The organism is Pseudomonas sp. 05N434, from assembly GCF_056396965.1.
In genome coordinates, this window is record NZ_JBFTMK010000023.1 from 1 (window position 1) to 19,633 (window position 19,633).

17 protein-coding genes and 1 pseudogene are annotated in these 19,633 nt (G+C 61.1%); 7 read left to right on the top strand and 11 right to left on the bottom strand.

Annotated features, from left to right (window positions below):
- Positions 1-958, bottom strand: a 958-nt coding sequence (locus AC1DLB_RS02855; RefSeq protein WP_477784571.1) for an HAD-IC family P-type ATPase, incomplete at its 3' end; no start/stop codon positions are given.
- Positions 959-1,328: 370 nt separating this feature from the next.
- Between AC1DLB_RS02855 and AC1DLB_RS02860 the strand changes: the two are divergent.
- Positions 1,329-2,285, top strand: a pseudogene (locus AC1DLB_RS02860) (amino acid permease); the annotation flags it as partial.
- A 242-nt stretch (positions 2,286-2,527) separates the two neighbouring features.
- The gene (locus AC1DLB_RS02865; protein WP_477744299.1) at positions 2,528-3,070 is read left to right on the top strand and encodes an Hsp20/alpha crystallin family protein; all 543 of its coding nucleotides are present in this window, start codon (positions 2,528-2,530) and stop codon (positions 3,068-3,070) included.
- 93 nt (positions 3,071-3,163) lie between these two features.
- Here AC1DLB_RS02865 and polX read toward each other — a convergent pair whose 3' ends face one another.
- The gene (polX, locus tag AC1DLB_RS02870; RefSeq protein ID WP_477744300.1) at positions 3,164-4,948 is read right to left on the bottom strand and encodes a DNA polymerase/3'-5' exonuclease PolX; all 1,785 of its coding nucleotides are present in this window, start codon (positions 4,946-4,948) and stop codon (positions 3,164-3,166) included.
- A 291-nt stretch (positions 4,949-5,239) separates the two neighbouring features.
- Here polX and AC1DLB_RS02875 point away from each other — a divergent pair, with 291 nt between their 5' ends.
- Positions 5,240-6,607, top strand: coding sequence for an erythromycin esterase family protein (locus AC1DLB_RS02875; protein ID WP_477744301.1), 1,368 nt, complete (start codon positions 5,240-5,242; stop codon positions 6,605-6,607).
- Between the two features lie 34 nt (positions 6,608-6,641).
- Here AC1DLB_RS02875 and AC1DLB_RS02880 read toward each other — a convergent pair whose 3' ends face one another.
- Positions 6,642-7,292 carry a dienelactone hydrolase family protein gene (locus AC1DLB_RS02880; protein WP_477784572.1) on the bottom strand — a complete coding sequence of 217 codons (651 nt, stop codon included), beginning with the start codon at positions 7,290-7,292 and terminating at the stop codon, positions 6,642-6,644.
- Positions 7,285-7,989: a phosphoribosyltransferase gene (locus AC1DLB_RS02885; protein ID WP_477744353.1), complete on the bottom strand. Its 705-nt coding sequence runs from the start codon at positions 7,987-7,989 to the stop codon at positions 7,285-7,287. The genes AC1DLB_RS02880 and AC1DLB_RS02885 overlap by 8 nt, the downstream gene beginning before the upstream one ends.
- A gap of 289 nt (positions 7,990-8,278) precedes the next feature.
- Here AC1DLB_RS02885 and AC1DLB_RS02890 point away from each other — a divergent pair, with 289 nt between their 5' ends.
- A complete protein-coding gene (locus AC1DLB_RS02890; RefSeq protein ID WP_477744303.1) occupies positions 8,279-8,845 on the top strand; it encodes a bifunctional pyr operon transcriptional regulator/uracil phosphoribosyltransferase PyrR in 567 nt (188 codons plus the stop codon).
- A 35-nt stretch (positions 8,846-8,880) separates the two neighbouring features.
- Here AC1DLB_RS02890 and AC1DLB_RS02895 read toward each other — a convergent pair whose 3' ends face one another.
- On the bottom strand, positions 8,881-9,468 hold the full coding sequence (locus AC1DLB_RS02895; RefSeq protein ID WP_477744304.1) for a Spy/CpxP family protein refolding chaperone: 588 nt from the start codon (positions 9,466-9,468) through the stop codon (positions 8,881-8,883).
- Positions 9,469-9,626: 158 nt separating this feature from the next.
- Complete coding sequence (locus tag AC1DLB_RS02900) at positions 9,627-10,187, bottom strand: nitroreductase family protein (RefSeq protein ID WP_028939730.1); 561 nt, start codon at positions 10,185-10,187, stop codon at positions 9,627-9,629.
- Between the two features lie 220 nt (positions 10,188-10,407).
- Between AC1DLB_RS02900 and AC1DLB_RS02905 the strand changes: the two genes are divergently transcribed.
- From AC1DLB_RS02905 to AC1DLB_RS02915, 3 genes are read left to right on the top strand one after another with little or no spacing between them, the layout of a single operon-like run.
- Entirely contained in the window at positions 10,408-11,277 is an 870-nt protein-coding gene (locus AC1DLB_RS02905) for a polysaccharide deacetylase family protein (RefSeq protein ID WP_477744305.1), read from the top strand.
- Positions 11,274-12,545 (top strand): putative glycoside hydrolase, encoded by a 1,272-nt coding sequence (locus AC1DLB_RS02910; RefSeq protein WP_477784573.1) that lies wholly within the window; start codon positions 11,274-11,276, stop codon positions 12,543-12,545. Before AC1DLB_RS02905 ends, AC1DLB_RS02910 begins: the two co-directional genes overlap by 4 nt.
- Positions 12,497-14,875 (top strand): exo-beta-N-acetylmuramidase NamZ domain-containing protein, encoded by a 2,379-nt coding sequence (locus AC1DLB_RS02915; protein ID WP_477744307.1) that lies wholly within the window; start codon positions 12,497-12,499, stop codon positions 14,873-14,875. The genes AC1DLB_RS02910 and AC1DLB_RS02915 overlap by 49 nt, the downstream gene beginning before the upstream one ends.
- Positions 14,876-14,889: 14 nt before the next feature.
- On the opposite strand, the gene AC1DLB_RS02920 is transcribed toward AC1DLB_RS02915, so the two are convergent.
- The 5 genes from AC1DLB_RS02920 to AC1DLB_RS02940 form a co-directional block, all read right to left on the bottom strand.
- Entirely contained in the window at positions 14,890-15,168 is a 279-nt protein-coding gene (locus AC1DLB_RS02920; RefSeq protein WP_064616916.1) for an acyl carrier protein, read from the bottom strand.
- A gap of 10 nt (positions 15,169-15,178) precedes the next feature.
- Positions 15,179-16,297 carry a dihydrolipoamide acetyltransferase family protein gene (locus tag AC1DLB_RS02925; protein ID WP_477745559.1) on the bottom strand — a complete coding sequence of 373 codons (1,119 nt, stop codon included), beginning with the start codon at positions 16,295-16,297 and terminating at the stop codon, positions 15,179-15,181.
- A gap of 46 nt (positions 16,298-16,343) precedes the next feature.
- On the bottom strand, positions 16,344-17,330 hold the full coding sequence (locus AC1DLB_RS02930; protein ID WP_477744309.1) for an alpha-ketoacid dehydrogenase subunit beta: 987 nt from the start codon (positions 17,328-17,330) through the stop codon (positions 16,344-16,346).
- A complete protein-coding gene (gene pdhA, locus AC1DLB_RS02935; RefSeq protein ID WP_064616914.1) occupies positions 17,327-18,310 on the bottom strand; it encodes a pyruvate dehydrogenase (acetyl-transferring) E1 component subunit alpha in 984 nt (327 codons plus the stop codon). Before pdhA ends, AC1DLB_RS02930 begins: the two co-directional genes overlap by 4 nt.
- Positions 18,307-19,633 (bottom strand): AMP-binding protein (locus tag AC1DLB_RS02940; RefSeq protein ID WP_477784574.1); only part of this gene is annotated, 1,327 nt, incomplete at its 5' end. The genes AC1DLB_RS02940 and pdhA, both read right to left, overlap by 4 nt.

Sequence of the window (19,633 nt, forward strand, 5' to 3'; positions counted from 1 at the left end):
GCAAACGGGCGTGGCCGCTGGTCAACGTGCCGGTCTTGTCGAGAAACACTTGCTTGACCTCGGCCAGCGCTTCCAGGGTGACGCCGTCCTTGATCAGGATCCCGCGCCGCGCTGCCCTGGAAATACCTGACATGATCGAAATCGGCACGGCCAGGATCAACGGGCAAGGCGTGGCCACCACCATAACCGCCAGCGCTCGCAAAGAGTCGCCACTCAGGTACCAGGCGAGGCCGGCAATCAGCAATGTCAGCGGTATGAAGAACAACGCGTAACGGTCGGCCAAACGCACAAAAGGCGCGCGCGATCGCCGTGCGGCTTCAGCCAGGCGCACGACCCCGGCGTAGGTGCTCTGCGCTGCGGTTCGAGTGGCGGCCAGCAGCATTGGCGCGCCGACATTGGTCACCCCGCTGGGCACTAGCTCTGCTTCCAGGCGGGTGACCGGCAATGACTCGCCGGTGAGTGCCGACTCGTCGAGAATCGCCGTGGGGCTGAGTAAACGGCCATCGACCGGTACCACTTCCCCCAGGCGCACAAGCAGCGTCTGATGCGGCTGGATCTGCTCGACCGGAATCTGCCGTAAATTGCCGTTCTCCTGCAGCCAGGCAACGCGTGGCGCCCGGTCGACCAGCGCACGCAGTTCGCGTTCGGCGCGTTGTTGGGTGAAGAACTCCAGGATGCGCCCCGACGCCAGCATCAAGGCAATCACCGCCGCCACCAGCGTCTGCTGAAAAAACAACGCGGCGGCAATCGACAGCAGAGCGATCAGGTCCACACCCGCCTCGCGCCGGGCCAGGCGCCTGACAATCTCGACGAGCAGCACCAGGGCCATCACCAGACTGCCCGCGGCCCAGCAAATCGAGGCCCAGTCAGACTTGTGAGCAACCTGCGCAATGCCCCCGGCCAGCAGGGTCAGGGTGGTGAGCAGCAATAAAACCGGGTCCAGCCACTTACTGAACATCGATGTGGGTTCCTCAAGAAACGCTGCGCAGCCCTCGTTGTACAAATGCCTGCGGCTCATCGCCGTCATGGGTAGAGCTTAGGTCTGGAATGCCCGGCATGTTCGCTGCGCGCTATCAATTGAAGCCTCGTCTGGCGTTAGCGCAATGGCCGCTGCGGGACAAAATCGCTGTGTGCTTTCTTTCTGATTTAAATCAAACAGCCAGGGGCCGTTCACGTAGACATTTAGAGTCAGCGTTCACACCGTCGTATCTGCGGTCAGCGCTTATTCTTTCGTTTCGTGGAGGCCTGACATGGCGACTCATCTGCACGGCACGCAACCGATTCTCCCGCCGACTGCCCCCCAACCCCTGGCCGGCAGTTGGCGACAACTGGAGCCTAAACGCCTGTCCCTGAGCCTGCTGACGGCTCTGGTGATCGGCTCGATGATCGGCAGCGGCATTTTCAGCCTGCCGCAAAACATGGCCGCCAGTGCGGGTGCCGGTGCCATCCTGATTGGCTGGCTGATCACCGGCGTCGGCATGCTGTCGCTGGCACTGGTCTATCAAACCTTGTCCAGCCGTCAGCCGACCCTGGACAACGGCGTGTTTGCCTATGCCCGGGCGTTGGGCGGTGAGTTCCTCGGCTTCAACTCCGCCTGGGGCTATTGGATCAGCGCCTGGGTCGGCAACGTCAGTTACATGGTGATTCTGTTTTCCGCGCTGAGTTTTTTCTTCCCGCTGTTTGGCGAAGGCAACAACAAAGCGGCGATTGTCGGGGCGTCCGTGGTGCTCTGGTCATTGCACTGGATGATCCTGCGGGGCATGCGCACCGCGGCCAAAGCCAACGCCCTGACCACACTGGCCAAAGTCGTGCCCTTGCTGCTGTTTATCGGGCTGGTGATCGCGGCCTTCCAGCGTAAAACCTTCATGGTCGACTTCTGGGGCTCTCCCGCACTGGGCAGCACGCTGGATCAGGTCAAAAGCACCATGCTGGTGACCGTCTGGGTGTTCATCGGGATCGAGGGTGCCAACGTGTTTTCCGCCCGAGCGGCAGAACGCGTCAATGTCGGCCGTGCCACCGTTATCGGTTTCGTCATTACCTTGTTGCTGCTGATTGCGGTGTCCCTGTTGTCGCTGGGCATTCTCGGACAACCGGAGCTGGCGACCCTGAAAAACCCTTCGATGGCGGGCGTACTTGAGGCAGTTGTCGGGCCGTGGGGCGCGATGCTGATCAGCATCGGTTTGATCATTTCAGTCGGTGGCGCCCTGCTCGCCTGGACGCTTGCCTCGGTCGCCACGCTGTATTGCCTGTGGTTGCTGTATGCCGCCGGGCCTAAATACATGTTGCTCAGTGCTTTGCTCTACGCCCCCGGCTCGTTGATTTACCTGGGCACCCTGAAGGCTCGTCAGGGACAAGCGCTCAACGGCCCCGAGACGGGACTGTTGATCATTATCTGGGTGGCGGCAGCCATCGCCGGCTGGATGTTGTGGTCCGGAACACTGGCCTTGTGAGGATGTTCTTGTTTTGTCGTGGTGGGCCGCAAAACCAATGTTTCGGTTCACCTTATTCGCCAAGAGGAGAAAAGAAAATGAGCAACTCCGTGAAGAAAGTACCCGTTCATACCGAAGCGAAAACCGCTCAGCGCCCAAAGACAACTGATCTGATGCGCCCCTTCGAAAAGCTTCGGCAACAGGTCGACCATCTGTTCGAAGACTTCAGTCTTGGCTCGGGGTTGTCGCTGTTCAACCGTGGACTGTTCGATGTCGCCCCCTTGTGGGACCGGGAATTGATCGGTCAGAGCATGCCTGCGGTAGACATCGTCGAGAAAGATAAAAGCTTCGAAATCACTGCCGAGCTTCCCGGCATGGATCAGAAAGACATTGAGATCAAACTGTCCAATGGCAGCCTGATCATCAAAGGGGAAAAGCAAGAAACGAAGGAAGAAAAAAAGAAAGGCTACCATCTCAGCGAACGTAGCTATGGCTCCTTCGAACGGATGTTCAACCTGCCCAAAGAGGTGGATGCAGAGAAGATCGAAGCCAGTTACAGCAAAGGCGTACTGAGCATCTCGTTGCCGAAAAAGCCTGAAGCCCTGAAGGCTGACAAGGTCGTGCAGATCAAAGGCAACTGAGTCCCGGGCCTGCCCCTTGTCGGGAAACCGACAAGGGTTTTTTTATGGGTACCAGACAACCTCGCCCTTCATCTCCTGAACGTTGTGGGGCTCTTAATGACCAACCAATGCCTTGAGCTCGGCCAGCGAGCGGGTATTGATCACGTTATGTTTTTCCAGCCAGCCTCGGCGTGCCTGAGCGACGCCATAACGCAAGTTGGCGAAATCAGCGGCGCGGTGTGCATCCGAATTGACGCTGATCAGCACACCTTCATCCTTGGCGTACTGGCACTGCAGGTCGAACAGATCCATGCGTTGCGGTTGCGCGTTGAGTTCCAGGCAGCAACCACGCTGAGCGGCAGCCTTGATGATTGCCGGCAGGTCCAGGTTCAGCGGGTCGCGTTCGTTGATCAGGCGACACAAGGGGTGGGCCAGGATGGTGAAGTAGCGATGGTCCATGGCCCTGAGAAGGCGTTGGGTCTGTTGACGCAGCGTCAGGCCGAAATGACTGTGGACGGCGCCCACCACCAGATCCAGACGTCCCAGGATATCGTCGGGTAGGTCCAGGTGGCCGTCTTCGAGAATGTCCACCTCGATACCCTTGAGCAACGTCATGCCCTGCAAGCGGCTGTTAAGCGCATCGATTTGGTCGATTTGCTTCAACAATTGCTCGACTCCCAGCCCATGGGCCACCCTGAGGGACTGTGAATGGTCGGTGATCGCCAGGTATTCCAGCCCAGCCTCCCGGGCCGCCAGCGCCATCTCTTCCAGGCTGTTGCCTCCATCCGAAGCGCGGGTATGCGCATGAAGGTCGCCTTTGAGGTCGGTCAACTCAATCAGCCCAGGCAAATGGCCGGCCAATGCCGCAGCGACTTCGCCACGGTCTTCGCGCAGTTCCGGCGTGATCCACGGCAAGCCCAATGCCTGATAGACCGAAACCTCGGTGGTGCTGGCCAGGCGATTTTTGGCCCGGAACACGCCATATTCATTGAGCTTGAGCCCCAGCTTCTGAGCCCTCTGACGAATCGCGATGTTATGAGCCTTGCTACCGGTGAAATACACCAGTGCAGCGCCATACACCGCCGGCTCGACGACACGCACATCCACTTGCATGCCTGAGTTCAGCATGACGCTTGCACGCGTGTGCCCCTTGACCAGTACGGTGGAAATGTCCGGATGGCTGATGAACTGCGTGGTGACATCCACCGAAGGCGCTGCCGCCACCAGAATATCGATGTCGCCGACGGTGTCGCGCATGCGTCGCAGGCTTCCGGCAGTGGTTGCTTGCTCGACTCCCGGCATCTGCTGCAGGTATTCGGTCAGTCTGCGCGCCATCGGCTCAACCAAAGCCAACGGCAAACGACGATCCTTTCCGATCCCCTTCTGCGCGGCACTCAGCAGCCGCGCTTCCATCCGCTCACCGAAGCCGGGCAAATGGCGAATGCGACCCTGTTGAGCGGCCAGACAGAGCTGCTGCGCAGTTTCGATACCCAGGTCGTGATAAAGGTTTTTAACGCGCCTGGGTCCCAACCCGGCAATGGAAAGCAGCCCGACCAGCCCGGGTGGCAATGTCGAACGCAAGCGTTGGCGTAGCGAGCAATCACCGGTGGTCACGATTTCATTGATCTTGCCGGCAAGATCAACCCCGATCCCGGTCAGTTTGGGTAGCGGCTCGCCACGAGCGAGGGTTTTCGCCACGTCAAAGGTCAGCGCCCTCAGGGTCCGTGCTGCATTGCGGTAAGCCCGGATCCGGAAGGGATTGGCGTCCTCGATGTCCAGCAGGTCAGCGATTTCATCAAAAACCGCAGCGATATGATCGTTGTCGACCACCTGACCGCCGCTGGTCGGCGGCGGCAAGGCCGACGAAGGTGCCTGGAAAGGCGCGACAGCGTGCTTCATGGCATGACTCCCATCGCACAGGCTTCATGAAATCAGCATTACCGATCCAGCCTTCCCGGCATTGATATAGGTCAGACAGCAACCGAACACTCATCGGCCACTTCGTGCACCGACTATTGATAAAACTCAAATGCTCGACTGCATTCAGGCGTAGGAATGATTGAAGAGGCGGTACAGGCCCGCGACGTCGAATGGATCGAAAACAACCCCGTGCGAGCCCTGCCCTGACAGTCGACGTGATGCCGCGCCGCATCGCACGTCGGGCAATCCACCCTTATGGGGATGACGTTCATGAACACACCTTCCCAGAACATGCTGAACCAGCTGTATGGCACGCATACCCACATTGACGAGGCCTCCATCGTCCCGCTCTTGCGCCAATACGCCGAACCCCTGCCGGAACTGAATTCACCGGCCTTTGGCGAAATGTTCGACCGCTTCGCCGATGCCCGCGTGGTGATGATCGGTGAAGCCAGCCATGGCACCAGTGACTTCTATCGGACCCGGGCGGCGATTACCCAACGGCTGATCGAGCAACACGGATTCAATATCGTGGCCGTTGAAGCAGACTGGCCGGACGCGGGCCATGTAGACCGTTATGTCAGAGGGTTGGCGCGCTCGGCGTGGACGCGGCACATTTTCAGCCGGTTCCCGACCTGGATGTGGCGCAACACCGATGTGAGAGCGTTCACCCATTGGCTGCATCAATACAACCACCAACACGCACCTGAACAGCGCGTCGAGTTTCGCGGTCTGGACGTTTACAGTTTGCGCAATTCCATCCATGAGGTGCTGAGCTATCTGGACCGTGTCGACCCGCAACTGGCACACGAAGCACGGCGTCGCTATGGCTGTTTGACCCCGTGGCAGGATGATCCTGCGCTGTACGGCCACTTCGTCGAACGCGACGGCATAATGCCCTGCGAGCATGCGGTGGTCGAACAGCTCAATGCCATGCTGGCCGAGCAACTGGCCGGGGATATCAAGGACGATGAAGCGTTCTTCGATGCGACCCAGAACGCCCGGGTCATCCTGGCGGCGGAACAATATTACCGAGCGATTTATCGAGGTTCGACGGCCTCCTGGAACCTGCGTGACAGGCACATGTTCGACACGTTACGTGTGTTGCTCGAACACCGCGGTCCGCAAGCCAAGGCCGTGGTGTGGGCGCACAACTCCCATATCGGCAATGCGGCCGCGACCGAGATGGGCTGGAAAGGTCAGTTCAATATCGGTCAACTGTGCCGCAATGCCTATGGGCGCGATGTGGTTCTGATCGGCATGAGCACCGACCGTGGCCAGGTGGCCGCGGCCGACGACTGGGACTGCGAGATGCTCATCAAGGACATCCGGCCCTCCCGGCCAGACAGTTGGGAGCGCAAGTTCCTCGAGGCCGGCGTCCCGGCTTCATTGACCGACTGGCGGGATCCACAGCGAAAAGAGCTGCGCCGGGCCCTGTCCAAACCGCTGCTGGAACGGGCCATCGGTGTGATCTATCGACCCGCCAGCGAGCGCAGCAGCCACTACTTCGAGTCAGTGTTGACCGAACAATTCGACGCCATGGTCTGGATTGAACAGACGCAACCGGTAACCGCGTTGCCCCTGCCAAAAAGCCAGGCGCTGGAACCGGAAGACGAAACCTTTCCATTCGGCATATGACAGGCATCGGACGGTGGTCGTCTGCGCGGGATGACTACCGTCGCAAATACTGCTCGAACCAGTCGCCGGCCAGTCTGGCGACTTCTTCGAGGGCTCCTGCTTCCTCAAAAAGATGTGTCGCGCCCGCCACCACTTCCAGGCGCTGCTCGCACTGCAGGGCGCGACTGCTTTGCACATTGAGGTTGAGCACCACCGGATCCCGCTCGCCGACAATCTGCAAGGTCGGCGCCTTCACGCGGGACAGCGCCTCACCCGCCAGATCGGTCCGCCCTCCCCGGCTCACCACCGCATGCACCACGTCCGCCCGCTCGGCCGCTGCCAACAGTGCCGCCGCAGCACCGGTACTTGCGCCGAACAATCCGATCGGTAGCGGTTGCAGTTCGGCGTCCTGACCAATCCAGTCGATCACCTTCACCAGTCGGTTGGACAGCAGCGCAATATTGAAACGCAATTCCCSGGTCTGGTTGTCCAGGTATTGCTCTGGCTCCGTGAGCAGATCGAACAGCAACGTGCCCAACCCCCGCTCAGCCAGCGACAGCGCAACCTGTTGATTACGCGGGCTTGAACGACCACTGCCGCTGCCATGAACGAACACCACCAGGCCGCCAGCGTGCACCGGCAGACGCAGGTCGGCAGACAGCTCCACGTTCCCCAGGTCCAGCTTTCGATAGCGAAGCTCAAACATCGGAGTTCTCCTGACCGGAAGCACTCGTGCCGGACTCTCTGCGCCAGGCCCGATGTAAAAGATCGATGACTTCTTCGTCCGAGGTCTGGGAAAAATTCAAATACCAATTGCCGATCGACATCAGCCACTCGGGGGTGAGCGGGCAGATCACCTCATCGACTTCGCTAAACAGCGCCTCTACCGTCTCCGGTGGCGCCACCGGCACGGCGATGACAATACGCGACGGTGCTTGCAGGCGCGCCGCCTGGACCGCCGCCATCATCGAGGCCCCGGTCGCCAGGCCATCGTCGACCAGAATCACCACCTGATCCTTGAGTGCCACGGGGGCACGCGAACCCCGGTACAGGCGCTCGCGACGCAACAGTTCCTGGGTTTCCCGTGCCACCACGTTATCGAGCGTGCGCTGATCGATGCGGTTCGCCCGCAGCGTATCGTCATTGACGATCTGGATACCGCCACTGGCAATCGCGCCCATGGCGAACTCCTGATGGAATGGCACCCCGAGCTTGCGGACCAGCATCAGGTCCAGGCGAACCTCCAGGGCCGTGGCAATTTCATAGGCCACCGGCACGCCGCCACGGGGCAAGGCGAGAACGATGACATCGGGTCGATGAGCGTATTTGAGCAGCGGCTCCACCAGCCTTCGACCGGCATCAACCCGGTCACGCAGGAGGGTTTGCGTTGAGGGACTATAAATCACTTGAAAACCTCCCCAGGCGAGCACACCTGTCGGTTCGTATCACACAGCCTTGACCTCTCCACGTCCTTGCGGGATCAAGCATCAGTTTTTATTAAAAATCCTCCGCTGGAGTCTCCTTGTCGTTGATTTTTATCAAGCTCGCGCGCAAGGCCAACCCTGTCCGCGCAAGGGACCGGGCATTTCATTTCGCCGTTGTTGATCAATATCAATCAGGCTGGGGCGCAATGGATTACGTTGCCAATAGTGGACAGCGCCGCCCCGCAGCGGCGCGCTATGGGAGACTGTCATGCCGACCTTATTTGCGAGCCCGCGATTGCGCTTATACGACAGCGATGAACTCGATTCGGTGTTGCAGGCAATGGCGCGCCAGGCCGCGGCGCTGTTGCCGCCCACTCAAACGGCACTGATTGGCATCCAGCGCCGCGGCGAACCTCTGGCGCAGCGTTTACAACAGCATCTGTCACAGATGACCGGCCAGCCAGAACTGCCGCTCTACCCCTTGAAGGTCAAGCGCTATGCCGATGACCTCAAAGTGCTGCATGCCCACACCGAACTGACCGAAAACCCGCAGCTGGGCAAGCTGGACCTTGCCAACACCACCCTGCTCGTTGTCGACGATGTGCTGTTTGAAGGCCATTCGCTCCTGCGTACCTGCGCGTATCTGGCGCAACTCGGTGCTCGTCGGGTCTACACGGCCGTATTGGTCGACCGGCACGTCTGCCAGCAGCCGATCCATGCCGATATCGTCGGCGTGCATCTGCAAGTGGCCGCCACTGACATCGTCGAATGCAACGTGCCCCCTTACGAAAGGGAGTTTTGTATTGAAGTCTGGCGGCATGGCGCCGCGCGATGACGGCGCAACATGCGTAATCGAACAGTGAGTAGCGCTTACGGTTTGCTTTTTTCGTCCTGGTCGCCTTCCATCATTCGTGGTCTGAACATGTGCATCGGCATCTGCCAACGGTCATTGCCGTAGAGCCGGTGATGCACCACCGTCCAGAACAGGTCGAAAATGGTTTTCTGCTCAGCATCCAATACCCCGTAGAAAGTTTTGGTACGCACCAGCGCAGCATCCATGCGCTCCAGATGCGCCTCCATCCACTTGGTTTGTGTGCGCAAACGCTCTATCTCTCTGGCCATTCTTTCGGGGGTCGTTTCATCCGTCGACGCCCTCTTCGTGCTCGCGCTTTCATCACGTTCGGCCTTGGCCTTTTCCTGATGCTGATTGGCGTCCGCCATGACCCCCGTGGCCCATGTGTCCCAGGCAGCCATTTGCTCCGGCTTGAGATTGAGCTTGCCCTTGAGATCGTCCAGGGTTTGTTGCGTGTATTTGACCCAGTCGAAATCCTGAAAACGATGATACATACCACCTTGCGCAGCAGACGTCGGCGGGTTGGCGAAGACGCTGGTAGAGGGCACCAGCAACACGCTTGCCGCCATCAAAATGCATTGGCCGATCAGGCTTGATCTGTTCATTTCAGTTCATCTCGATACCGTGGGTTGATTCGAGAATAGGAGTCGGCCTGGGGGCGTATCTGATCCACATCAGAAAACAGGCAGACCGTCGGGCAAGTGGATAAACGGTCGAGCTGCCCCGTAAGAGGAGCGGCCAACAATCGTTATCCACGGTGCTGTCACCCAATCCAGCGGATCACGGGTTCATTCCGAGGCACGGGCGCGGGGGCAGATTTCGGGTGACCCACGATGATCGGTGCCACTGGCGTCCACTCGGTGGGAAGGCCAAGTGCATGCTTTCCTTGCGCAGTACCGAGAAACCCCTGGGCAAAACCGATCCAGCAACTACCCAGCCCTTCAGCGTAGGCCGCGAGCATCAGGTTCTCGGCAGCCAGTGCGCAGTCTTCGACGACCCACTGACCCGGCGCGGTTCCCGAAATCAGGATGAGTACCGGCGCGTGGTAGAAGATTTGATAGTTTTCATCATCGAGCAACGTATGGAAGTGCTCGGGCTGGGCCTCGGGGGGTATCGTCGCCAACAGGTGAGCCTTCGCTTCGCGCGAGACCCGATCCAGCAGGCTCTGGTCGCGTATGACGGTAAATGTCCACGGTTGTTGGTTCATCGCGCTGGGCGCCTGCGCAGCGGCACTGATCAAACGACGAATGATGTCTTCATCAACCGCTTCTGTCGTGTACTCCCGTGTCGAGCGACGGCCCAAGATCGCCTTATTGATGTTCATGAGGGGCATACCTCAAAAGAGTGTCATATCCTTTATAAAGTCATCCGCCCACGAGGGCTTGCTGTTGATCTAAATCAAATCAAGGCACAACCGGCCTCCCGTTTTGTCTGACGACTCGCCCCCTCGGAGCGGACCACATTGCGCGAAATTGATCTGCATCAGATAGACGATGAACGCTCAATACACACTGCAAGCGTCTGGCTCGCGCAGGAGCGCTGACATGTGCGGGAAAATCATGGCGTGTATCGGTGAGAGTGTCGCGTTCCGGCTGCTGATCCGCGTCATGCTGATAGGCGTCTGCGCACTGGCCTGGAGCACGGGCGGCGCCGCACAGAACGCCACACAGAACGCCGCACAGAGCGTCGAGCCAGGCGTCACGATCCTCGTTTACCACCGTTTCTCGGACACGGCGGACGACTCGATGACCGTGCGCATGAGCACCTTCGAAACTCAGTTGCGCGTCCTGCGCGAGCGCGGTTATCACATTGTGTCGCTACGCGAGGTGGTCGACTGGCTGCGCAATCCCGATGCGACATTAGCGTCGAAGCCGGTGGCGATCACCGTCGACGACGGGCATCGTTCGGTCTTCGACAAACTGCTGCCCGTCATCCAGCGCGAACGCTTTCCGGTGACCCTGTTTATCTATCCATCGGCCATCTCCAACGCGTCCTATGCGCTGACCTGGGAGCAGTTGCGAACCCTGAAACAGACCGGGCTCTTCGACATCCAGTCGCATACGTACTGGCATCCCAATTTCAACGTCGAGCGCAGGCACCGCACGCCGGCGGATTTCCAGCAATTCGTCCGAACCCAACTGCAAAAATCACGTCAACGCATCGAGTCGCAAACCGGTGCGCAGCAGGTCGACATGCTCGCGTGGCCGTTCGGTATCTATGACGACGAGTTGATCGCACTCGCCTCCGAAGAGGGTTACGCAGTGGCCTTCACACTAGACGCGCGCAAGGCTGACCGGCACGCGCGACTGCTCGCCCTGCCGCGCTTTCTGATGAGTGATGCCTACGGCGCACACGCGTTCGCGCAATTGCTCGGTGAACCGGACACTCAGCCGACAACAGGGAACCCGCGATGACCGTTATCCGCACATTGAGGCGCTATGCGATCCCGGCGCTATTCGTCGTCACGGCCCTGCTGAGCGGGCGAAGCGCACTGGCTGTCACCGGTGTCGTGCTCGACTCGAGCACGCAGAAACCGCTTGCCGACGCGATCATCACGACCTCTGCCGGTGTGATGCGTACCGACGAAAACGGGCGGTTCGAGACGGCCGAGGCGGTCGAGAGTGTCGCCGCCCGCGCCCCAGGGTATTTGCGCACCGAGGCCAAAGTGAGCGACGAAACGCCCGTGACGCTCGCACTGACCCCGTTTCGCCCCAAAGCGGTCTATCTGTCGGTGTTCGGCGTGACCAGTTCGACCCTGCGCAACAACGCTGTCAGCCTTGCTGAAAACACCGAGATCAACGCATTGGTGATCGACGTCAAGGGTGACCGTGGCCTGACGCCCTATCGCAGTGCGGCGCGCGAGGCGATCGGCGCAACGGCCCACTTGACCACACGGGCACCTCAGATGCGCGACTTGCCGGCATTGCTTGCCAAGCTGCGCGCGCAACACCCGTACCTGATCGCGCGCATCGTGGTGTTCAAGGACGATCCATTGGCCAGTGCGCATCCAGAGTGGAGCGTGCACACCGCTGACGGCCAGCCGTGGCGGGATCTCGAAAAACTGCAATGGATGGATCCGTTTTCGCACGAGGTCTGGCAGCACAATCTCGATGTCGCCGAGGAGGCCGCGCAGATGGGTTTCGACGAGATCCAGTTCGACTATGTGCGTTTTCCCGACAAGAGCGGGCTACGCTTTGCTCTCCCCAATAACCGCGCCAACCGGACCGCGGCGATCATCGGCTTTCTGCAAGCCGCACGCGCACGGCTCGCCMCCTACAATGTATTCGTCTCCGCGGACATCTTCGGCTACGTCTGCTGGAACCTCGACGATACGGCGATCGGCCAGCAAATCGAACTGCTGGGCGCGGAGCTCGACTACATTTCGCCAATGTTGTACCCGTCCGGCTTCACATGGGGGCTGCCGGGCTTTACCAACCCGACAGCCGACCCCGGCCAGATTGTCAGGCGTACCCTGACGGAGGCGATGAAACGCACCCACCTGCCGGGCGTGCGCTTTCGTCCCTGGTTGCAGGCCTTTCGTGACTATGCCTTCGATCGTCGCCCGTTTGACGCGGCCGCGATCAGTGCGCAGGTTCACGCCGCCGACGCAGCCGGCACCGATGGATGGATGTTATGGAACCCACGCAATCACTACGAGGCCGCCGATTTGCCACAGCGCTGAAGCGCTGGGCGATGCTGCTTGGCCTGGCGATGGCGGTGCACATTGCATGCGCCGCCGATCTCGATGCGACGACGCGCCTGCAAGCCGCACAGATCGTCGAGGGCCAGATCGCCGCCGGACGCGTTCCGGGAGCTGTTGTCCTGATCGGTGACGCCACAAAGGTGTTCTATCGTCAGGCCTTTGGACAACGCACGACGACGCCCCCCCGCGAGCCGATGACGCTGGACACCGAGTTCGATCTGGCATCGCTGACCAAAGTCATCGCGACGACCACGGCCATCCTGCAACTGGCCGAAACGGGCCGCATCAACCTGGACGCCCCCGTTGCCCGGTATTGGCCGGCCTTTGGGGCGCAGGACAAAGAGGCAGTGAAGGTGCGTGACCTGCTTGCACACACGTCCGGGCTGCGCCCAGATTTGCCTGGGCGGCCACCCGGTGCGGGCCGCAAAGGTGTGTTGAGCGCCATCGCGGCGCAACGGCTGCGCAACGCGCCGGGTGCCCAAGTCATCTACAGTGACCTGAATTTCGTGGTGCTCGGCGAGCTGGTCGAACGCATCACCCACAGCTCGCTCGACGCCTATTGCCAGGCTCACATCTTCGGGCCGCTGGGCATGCGCGACACGGTTTTTCTGCCGGATACCCTGCGAACGATACGTAGCGCACCGACACTCGCCACCAAGGCCGGCACGCTCCGGGGGCACGTACACGATCCGACGGCGCAATGGATGGGCGGCGTCTCCGGCAACGCCGGGCTGTTTTCCACGGCGGACGACCTTGCGCGTTTCGCGCAGATGGTGCTGAACCAGGGGCGCGCAGGCAGCCGGCAGATTCTGCGGCCGGCGAGCATCGCCGCCCTCGCGAGCGCCGCTTCGCCGCTCGACAGCGTGCCGTGGCGCGGCCTCGGCTGGGAACTGGCCGCACCGTTCGTATCGAACCATGATCGTCTGCCGCCGATTGGCGTCATCGGCCATACCGGATACACCGGCACGGGGCTGTGGATTGATCTGATGACACGCCAATTCATCGTCATCCTGAGCAACCGGGTGTATCCCGATGACAGCGGTGACGCGCGCCCGCTTCGTGCGCAATTGCTCGCATTGATGGCCAGTCGCGGGGCGCCTGCAAGCGGCGCGCAAATCGGCCGGTTGTTGCCCTCAGCGTTGCCGGCGCTGCGTGCCGCCGATCGCCTGCCCACCTCGACGGGCCCGGTGCAGACAGGCATTGACGTGCTTGAGGCACAGCAGTTTGCCCCGCTCGCCGGCCTGCGCGTGGGCCTGATCACCAATCGCAGCGGATTCGACGCCAAAGGCCGACGTACCGTCGACGTCCTCGCCCACGCGCCAGGTGTCAGGCTGGCGGCATTGTTCTCACCGGAGCATGGGCTGAACATCGACGTGGACGAACGAGTCGGCGACACCCGCGACCCGGCGACGGGCCTCACCGTGCACAGTCTCTACGGCGCAACCCAGCGCTTCCCGGCCGGTTCGCTCAAAGGGCTGGATGCGCTGATCTTCGATATTCAGGACGCCGGCGTGCGCTTCTTCACCTATGAGACGACACTCGGCTACGCACTCGAAGCCGCTGCGGCGCAAGGCATTGCGCTGTTCGTGCTGGACCGGCCCGACCCGCTCGGCGCACAACGTTTCGGCGGCCCGGTGATGGACAGTCGCCGTGAATCGTTTACCGGCTATTTCCCTGCACCGCTGCAGCCCGGCATGACCGTCGGCGAGCTGGCGCGTCTATTCAATCGCAACAAGCACATTGGTGCGGATCTGCGCGTTGTGCCGATGCTGGGATACCGGCGCGCGATGACCTTTGCCGACACCGGGTTGGGATGGGTGCCGCTCTCACCGAACCTGCGCACGCTCTCCCAGCTGGACCTGTACCCGGATATCGGTTTACTCGAAGGCGCAAATCTGAGTGTGGGGCGTGGCACGCCGCATCCGTTCGAGTGGGTCGGCGCGCCGTGGATCGACGCGACCCGGCTCGCAAACGCACTGAATGCGTTTGACGTCGGCGCGCATTTCGAGCCGGTCGACTTCGTCCCCACCGAATCAAACTGGCACGGTCGGCTCTGTCATGGTGTGAGCATCACCCGCCTCTCAACGCCTGCGCAACGCCCTGTAGCCAGCCTGGGGCTGACCCTGCTCGCCACCTTGCACACGCTCTATCCCCACATACTCGACCTGGCGGCGACCCGTGATTCAATCGGCTCGCAAAGCGTGTGGCAGGCGATTCGCGATGGCGCGACACCTGACGCGGCGCAAGCGCTCGACGCGGTGCCACTTGCGCGCTTCGCGCGGCTACGGCAGGAGAACTTGCTGTATTGACCCGCCCGGCAGCGTCATCGACTACCTATCGATGGCGCCTGTCCGCCGGTTTTTTCCTTTTGCATCAGATACGCGACGAGCTTGTCCAGGGTGTCGACCTGTTGGTAATCGACTTCAGGAATGACCACCCCCAGGCTCCGATTCAGGGCCTCGATGAGGCGAAGCCAATCCATGGAGTCCAGATCAACCTCCTCGCGTAGCGGGCGGTCACCGGGTAATTGCTCGGGGTCGACTTCAGGAGCGATGCGCTTCAACGCGTTCAACACCTGATTGCGTACCGATAGCGGGTCCATGGGCTCACCCTCACAAATTCTCTGGGGTTTGTAACAAACGACGGACTTCCCCCAGGAAGCGTGCGCCGTAGTGACCATCGCTGACCCGATGATCGGCTGACAAGCTGCTGACGACGGTGGGCATCACACACAACTGGCCATCCTTGACCCAGGGCCGCTCGCCGATACGGCCGAAACCGACCAAGGCAACCTGGGGTGGGTAGATCACCCCCAGTACGCTGTCTACGCCCTGATCGCCGAGCTGGGTGACCGTGATGCCGGCGCCACCCAGTTCGGAGCTGCGCAGAGAACCGCTGCGGGCGCGCTCCACCAGGCTGGACAGCTCACGCATCAGATCGGTCAAGGATGTGTCGGCCACATGCCGCAGGACCGGGGCGACCAGCCCGCCCTGGCGCAAGGTGATTGCCACGCCAAGGTCTGTATCGGCTGCCGGTTTAAAGCCGTTGTCCTGCCAGGAACCGTTGAGTTGTGGATAGTCGCGCAAGGCCAACGCCACCGCTTTGAGCAGCAAGACACCGGGTAACAGGCGCTCCGGCAATGGGCTTTGCGCGTTGTGTGCCTGCAGCCAGGCCATGGCCTTATCCAGGGCAATGGTTTCGCTCAGGTAGTAATGGGGAATCTCGCGTTTCGAACGACTCATCGCCGCCGCGATCGTGTGACGCATGGCCTGGTTGCGGTCGGGTTCCGGCGCCACACGGGCGGCTGCTTCGACATCTTCCAGGGTCACCACGCCGTGTGGACCATGGCCCTGCAAGTGACTGGCATCGAGCCCCAGTTCGGCCGCGCGCTTGCGCGCTGCGGGGGAAATCTTCGGCCGCTGCGCAGAAAGGTTTTCCACCTCACGCGGCACAGGCGCGGGCGTTGCTGTCCGTCGCACGCTCTGCGGACTTTCACCCGGTTCCAGCAACTGCGCGATGGCGGTACCGACAGGCACTTTGGCGCCGACATCGATCAGCAGTTGCAACACCGTGCCATCGTGCCAGCACTCCACATCGATAGCCGCCTTGGCCGTATCGACGACGGCAATCACCTGACCACGCTTGACCGCATCACCGGGATGGACTTTCCATTCCAGCAACGTGCCTTCATCCATATCGGCTCCCAGCGACGGCAATTTGAATTCGATCATGGTTGCCCCTCCTGGCCCGATACCTGGACGCAGTACATGCCTGTCATCACGTTGCATTCCCCTCGCACAGCTCGTGCGCGGCGGCGACGATCGTCGACACTTGAGGCAACGCGGCCTCTTCAAGATGCCGGGGATAAGGTATCGGCACTTCGGCGCTGCACACCCGCGCTGGCGGTGCATCCAGTTCGAAAAAGCCCTGCTCGACGATCCGCGTGATGATTTCCGCCGCCAGGCTGCCGCTGCGCCAGCCTTCATCGACGACGAGGGCGCGGCGGGTTTTGCAGACCGAGGTCATGATTGTGCTGTCATCCAGAGGACGCAGAACCCGCAGGTCGATGACTTCACAATCAATGCCCTCCCCGGCCAGTTGCTCAGCCGCCGTCAGGGCTTTGCCGAGGGTGCCGCCATACGCAATCAGGGTCAGGTCCTTGCCGACTCGACGGACCTTTGCGGCACTGATATCCAGAGCCTTCCAGTCGCCAGTATCACCCTCCATGTTGTAGAGCTGGGCGTGTTCGAAAATCAGCACCGGGTCCGGATCCAGCAGCGCAGGCCAGAGCATGCCGCGTGCATCCTCGACGGTCGCCGGGGCGAGAATTTTCAGCCCGGGAATATGCGCATACCAGCCTTCGAGGCTGTGAGAGTGTTGCGCCGCAAGCTGACGTCCCGCGCCCGTCGCCATGCGCACCACCAGGGGAACCGAGAATTGGCCGCCGGACATATGCCGCAGGGCAGCAGCGGTGTTCATCAGAGGATCGAGGGCAAGCAGGCTGAAATTCACAGTCATGATTTCTACAATCGGTCGCATGCCCCCCAGTGCCGCCCCGATACCGGCCCCCACGAAGCCCAATTCGGACAACGGCGCATCTCGAATGCGTTCCGGGCCGAATGCTTCAAGCAGCCCCAAAGAGACGGCATAGCTGCCACCGTAACGGCCGACATCTTCGCCCATCAGAAACACCCGAGGGTCCCGTTGCAACGCTTCACGCAGGGCCTCGCGCAACGCATCGCGGTAGGTCATGCGAGTGCTCATGGTGCGGCCCTCGGCGTGTAGACATCGCGAGACAGATCCTCCAGCGGTTCCAGGCTGGCGCTTTCGGCATAAGCGATGGCGGCCTCCACTTCAGCGTCCACCTGGGCCAGGATCGCCAGAAAACCGGGTTCGTCCAACAGGCCTTCGGCCTTGAGCCGGGCACTGTAGGTGTGAATCGGTCCGCGGGTCTTCCACTGCTCCACCTCGGCCTTGTCGCGATACAGCTGCGGGTCGAACATCGAGTGGGCGCGAAACCGATAGGTACGAAACTCCAGGAAAAAAGGCCCGCGCCCTTGCCGGATATGTTCAACCGCTTCACGGGTGGCTTCGTACACCGCGACCACATCCATGCCATCGACAGACCGGGTCTGGACCTTGTACGCCGAAGCTTTGGCACACAGGTCGGTTTGCGACTGCGAACGCTCCAGAGCCGTGCCCATGGCATAGAGGTTGTTCTCGCAGCAAAACAGCATCGGCAACTGCCACAAGGCGGCCAGGTTGATCGACTCGTGAAACGCCCCTTCCGCCATGGCACCTTCACCGAAAAAGCAGGTGGAGAGCCGTGATCCACCCTGCATACGCTCGGCCAGCGCCAGGCCGACAGTAAGTGGCAAGCCGCCGGCGACGATGGCATTGCCGCCGAAGAAACGTGTACCGGCATCGAACAAGTGCATCGAACCGCCACGCCCTCGCGAGCAGCCTTCCTGGCGCCCGTACATCTCGGCCATGATGGTGTTCATGGGCACTCCCTTGATCAGGGCATGGCCATGTTCGCGATACGTCGCGACCACCGCATCGTCGGCTGCCAGCGCATGCAAAGCGCCGACCGCCACCGCTTCTTCACCGATGTACAGGTGCAGGAAGCCACGGATCTTGCCCTCCCCGTACAGCTCGCCGGCGCGCTCCTCAAGACGACGGATGCGCACCATGTCTCGCAGCAAGTCGAGAGCAAAGTCCTTGGGCAACGATTGCAGGCTCATGACGGATTCTCCAGGCTGGAAGTATCGCCCTCCGGCAAACCCAGCTCCCGGGCCTTGAGCAGACGTCGCATGAGCTTACCGCTGCGGGTGTGCGGCAGTGCCTGCATGAACGCCAGTTCCTTTGGCGCGACCACGGCACCGAGACGCTTGCGTCCATGGCCCAGCAATTCATCGTGCAGGGCCGGGCTGGCGGTGAATCCGCTCTTGAGGGAAACAAACGCCTTCACGGTTTCACCCAGCAGAGGATCGGGCTTGCCAATCACGGCAGCCTCGGCCACCGCCGGATGTTCCATCAGTGAGCTTTCCACCTCGAACGGGCCGATCAKGTGCCCGGCCGACTTGATGACGTCGTCGCCGCGGCTAACGAACCAGTAATAACCGTCGGCATCGCGACGCACCAGATCGCCACTGAGGTACCACTCACCGACGAAGCTCCGTCGATAGCGCTCCTCTTGCCCCAGATAAGTACGGAACATGGCGGGCCACGGTCGTTTCAGAGCCAGTTCACCGACTTCATTTGCCTCGAGAAACACCAGCGAACCGTCCGCCTTGCGCTCGACGATGGCAGCCTCGACACCGGGCAACGGTTTGCCCATGGAGCCCGGTTTAATGGCCATCGAGACCGTGTTGGCGATCATGATTCCACCGGTTTCGGTCTGCCACCAGTTGTCGTGGATCGGCAGCCCCAACACCTCTTTGCCCCACCAGACAGCCTCGGGATTGAGCGGCTCACCGACACTGGCAATAAACCGCAGACAGGGAAAGTGATGGCGGCGCGCCAAGGCGTCACCGGCTTTCATCAAGAGGCGAATGGCCGTCGGTGCCGTGTACCAGACCGTCACCTGTTGCTCTTCGAGAATCCTGTACCAGCGTTCGGCATCGAATTCGTTGCCCTCGACCACGCTGGTCACCCCCATCAGCAACGGCGCGAAAATCCCGTATGAAGTCCCCGTGACCCAGCCCGGATCGGCGCTGCACCAGTAAATATCTTCAGGGTGTAAATCCAGGGCGTATTTGGCGGTGGCCCGGTGCGTCAACGCGGCGCCGTGCACATGCAACACGCCTTTGGGGGTGCCGGTCGTCCCGCTGGTGAAGTGTAAAAGTGCGGGGCTGTCGACCGTTGTCCGGGCGATGTCAAAATCGTCAGCGGCTTCGGCCAGCAATCGATGCACGTTGAGGGTGCCCTCAACGGCGTTCGTATCCCCACCCTCGGCGTCATACAGCAGTACATGCTTGAGTGCCGGCAAATGCTCACGAACCGCCGCGATCTTGCGTCGATAAAGAGTTTCGCTGGTCAACAGCACGCTGCCTTCACCAAGACGC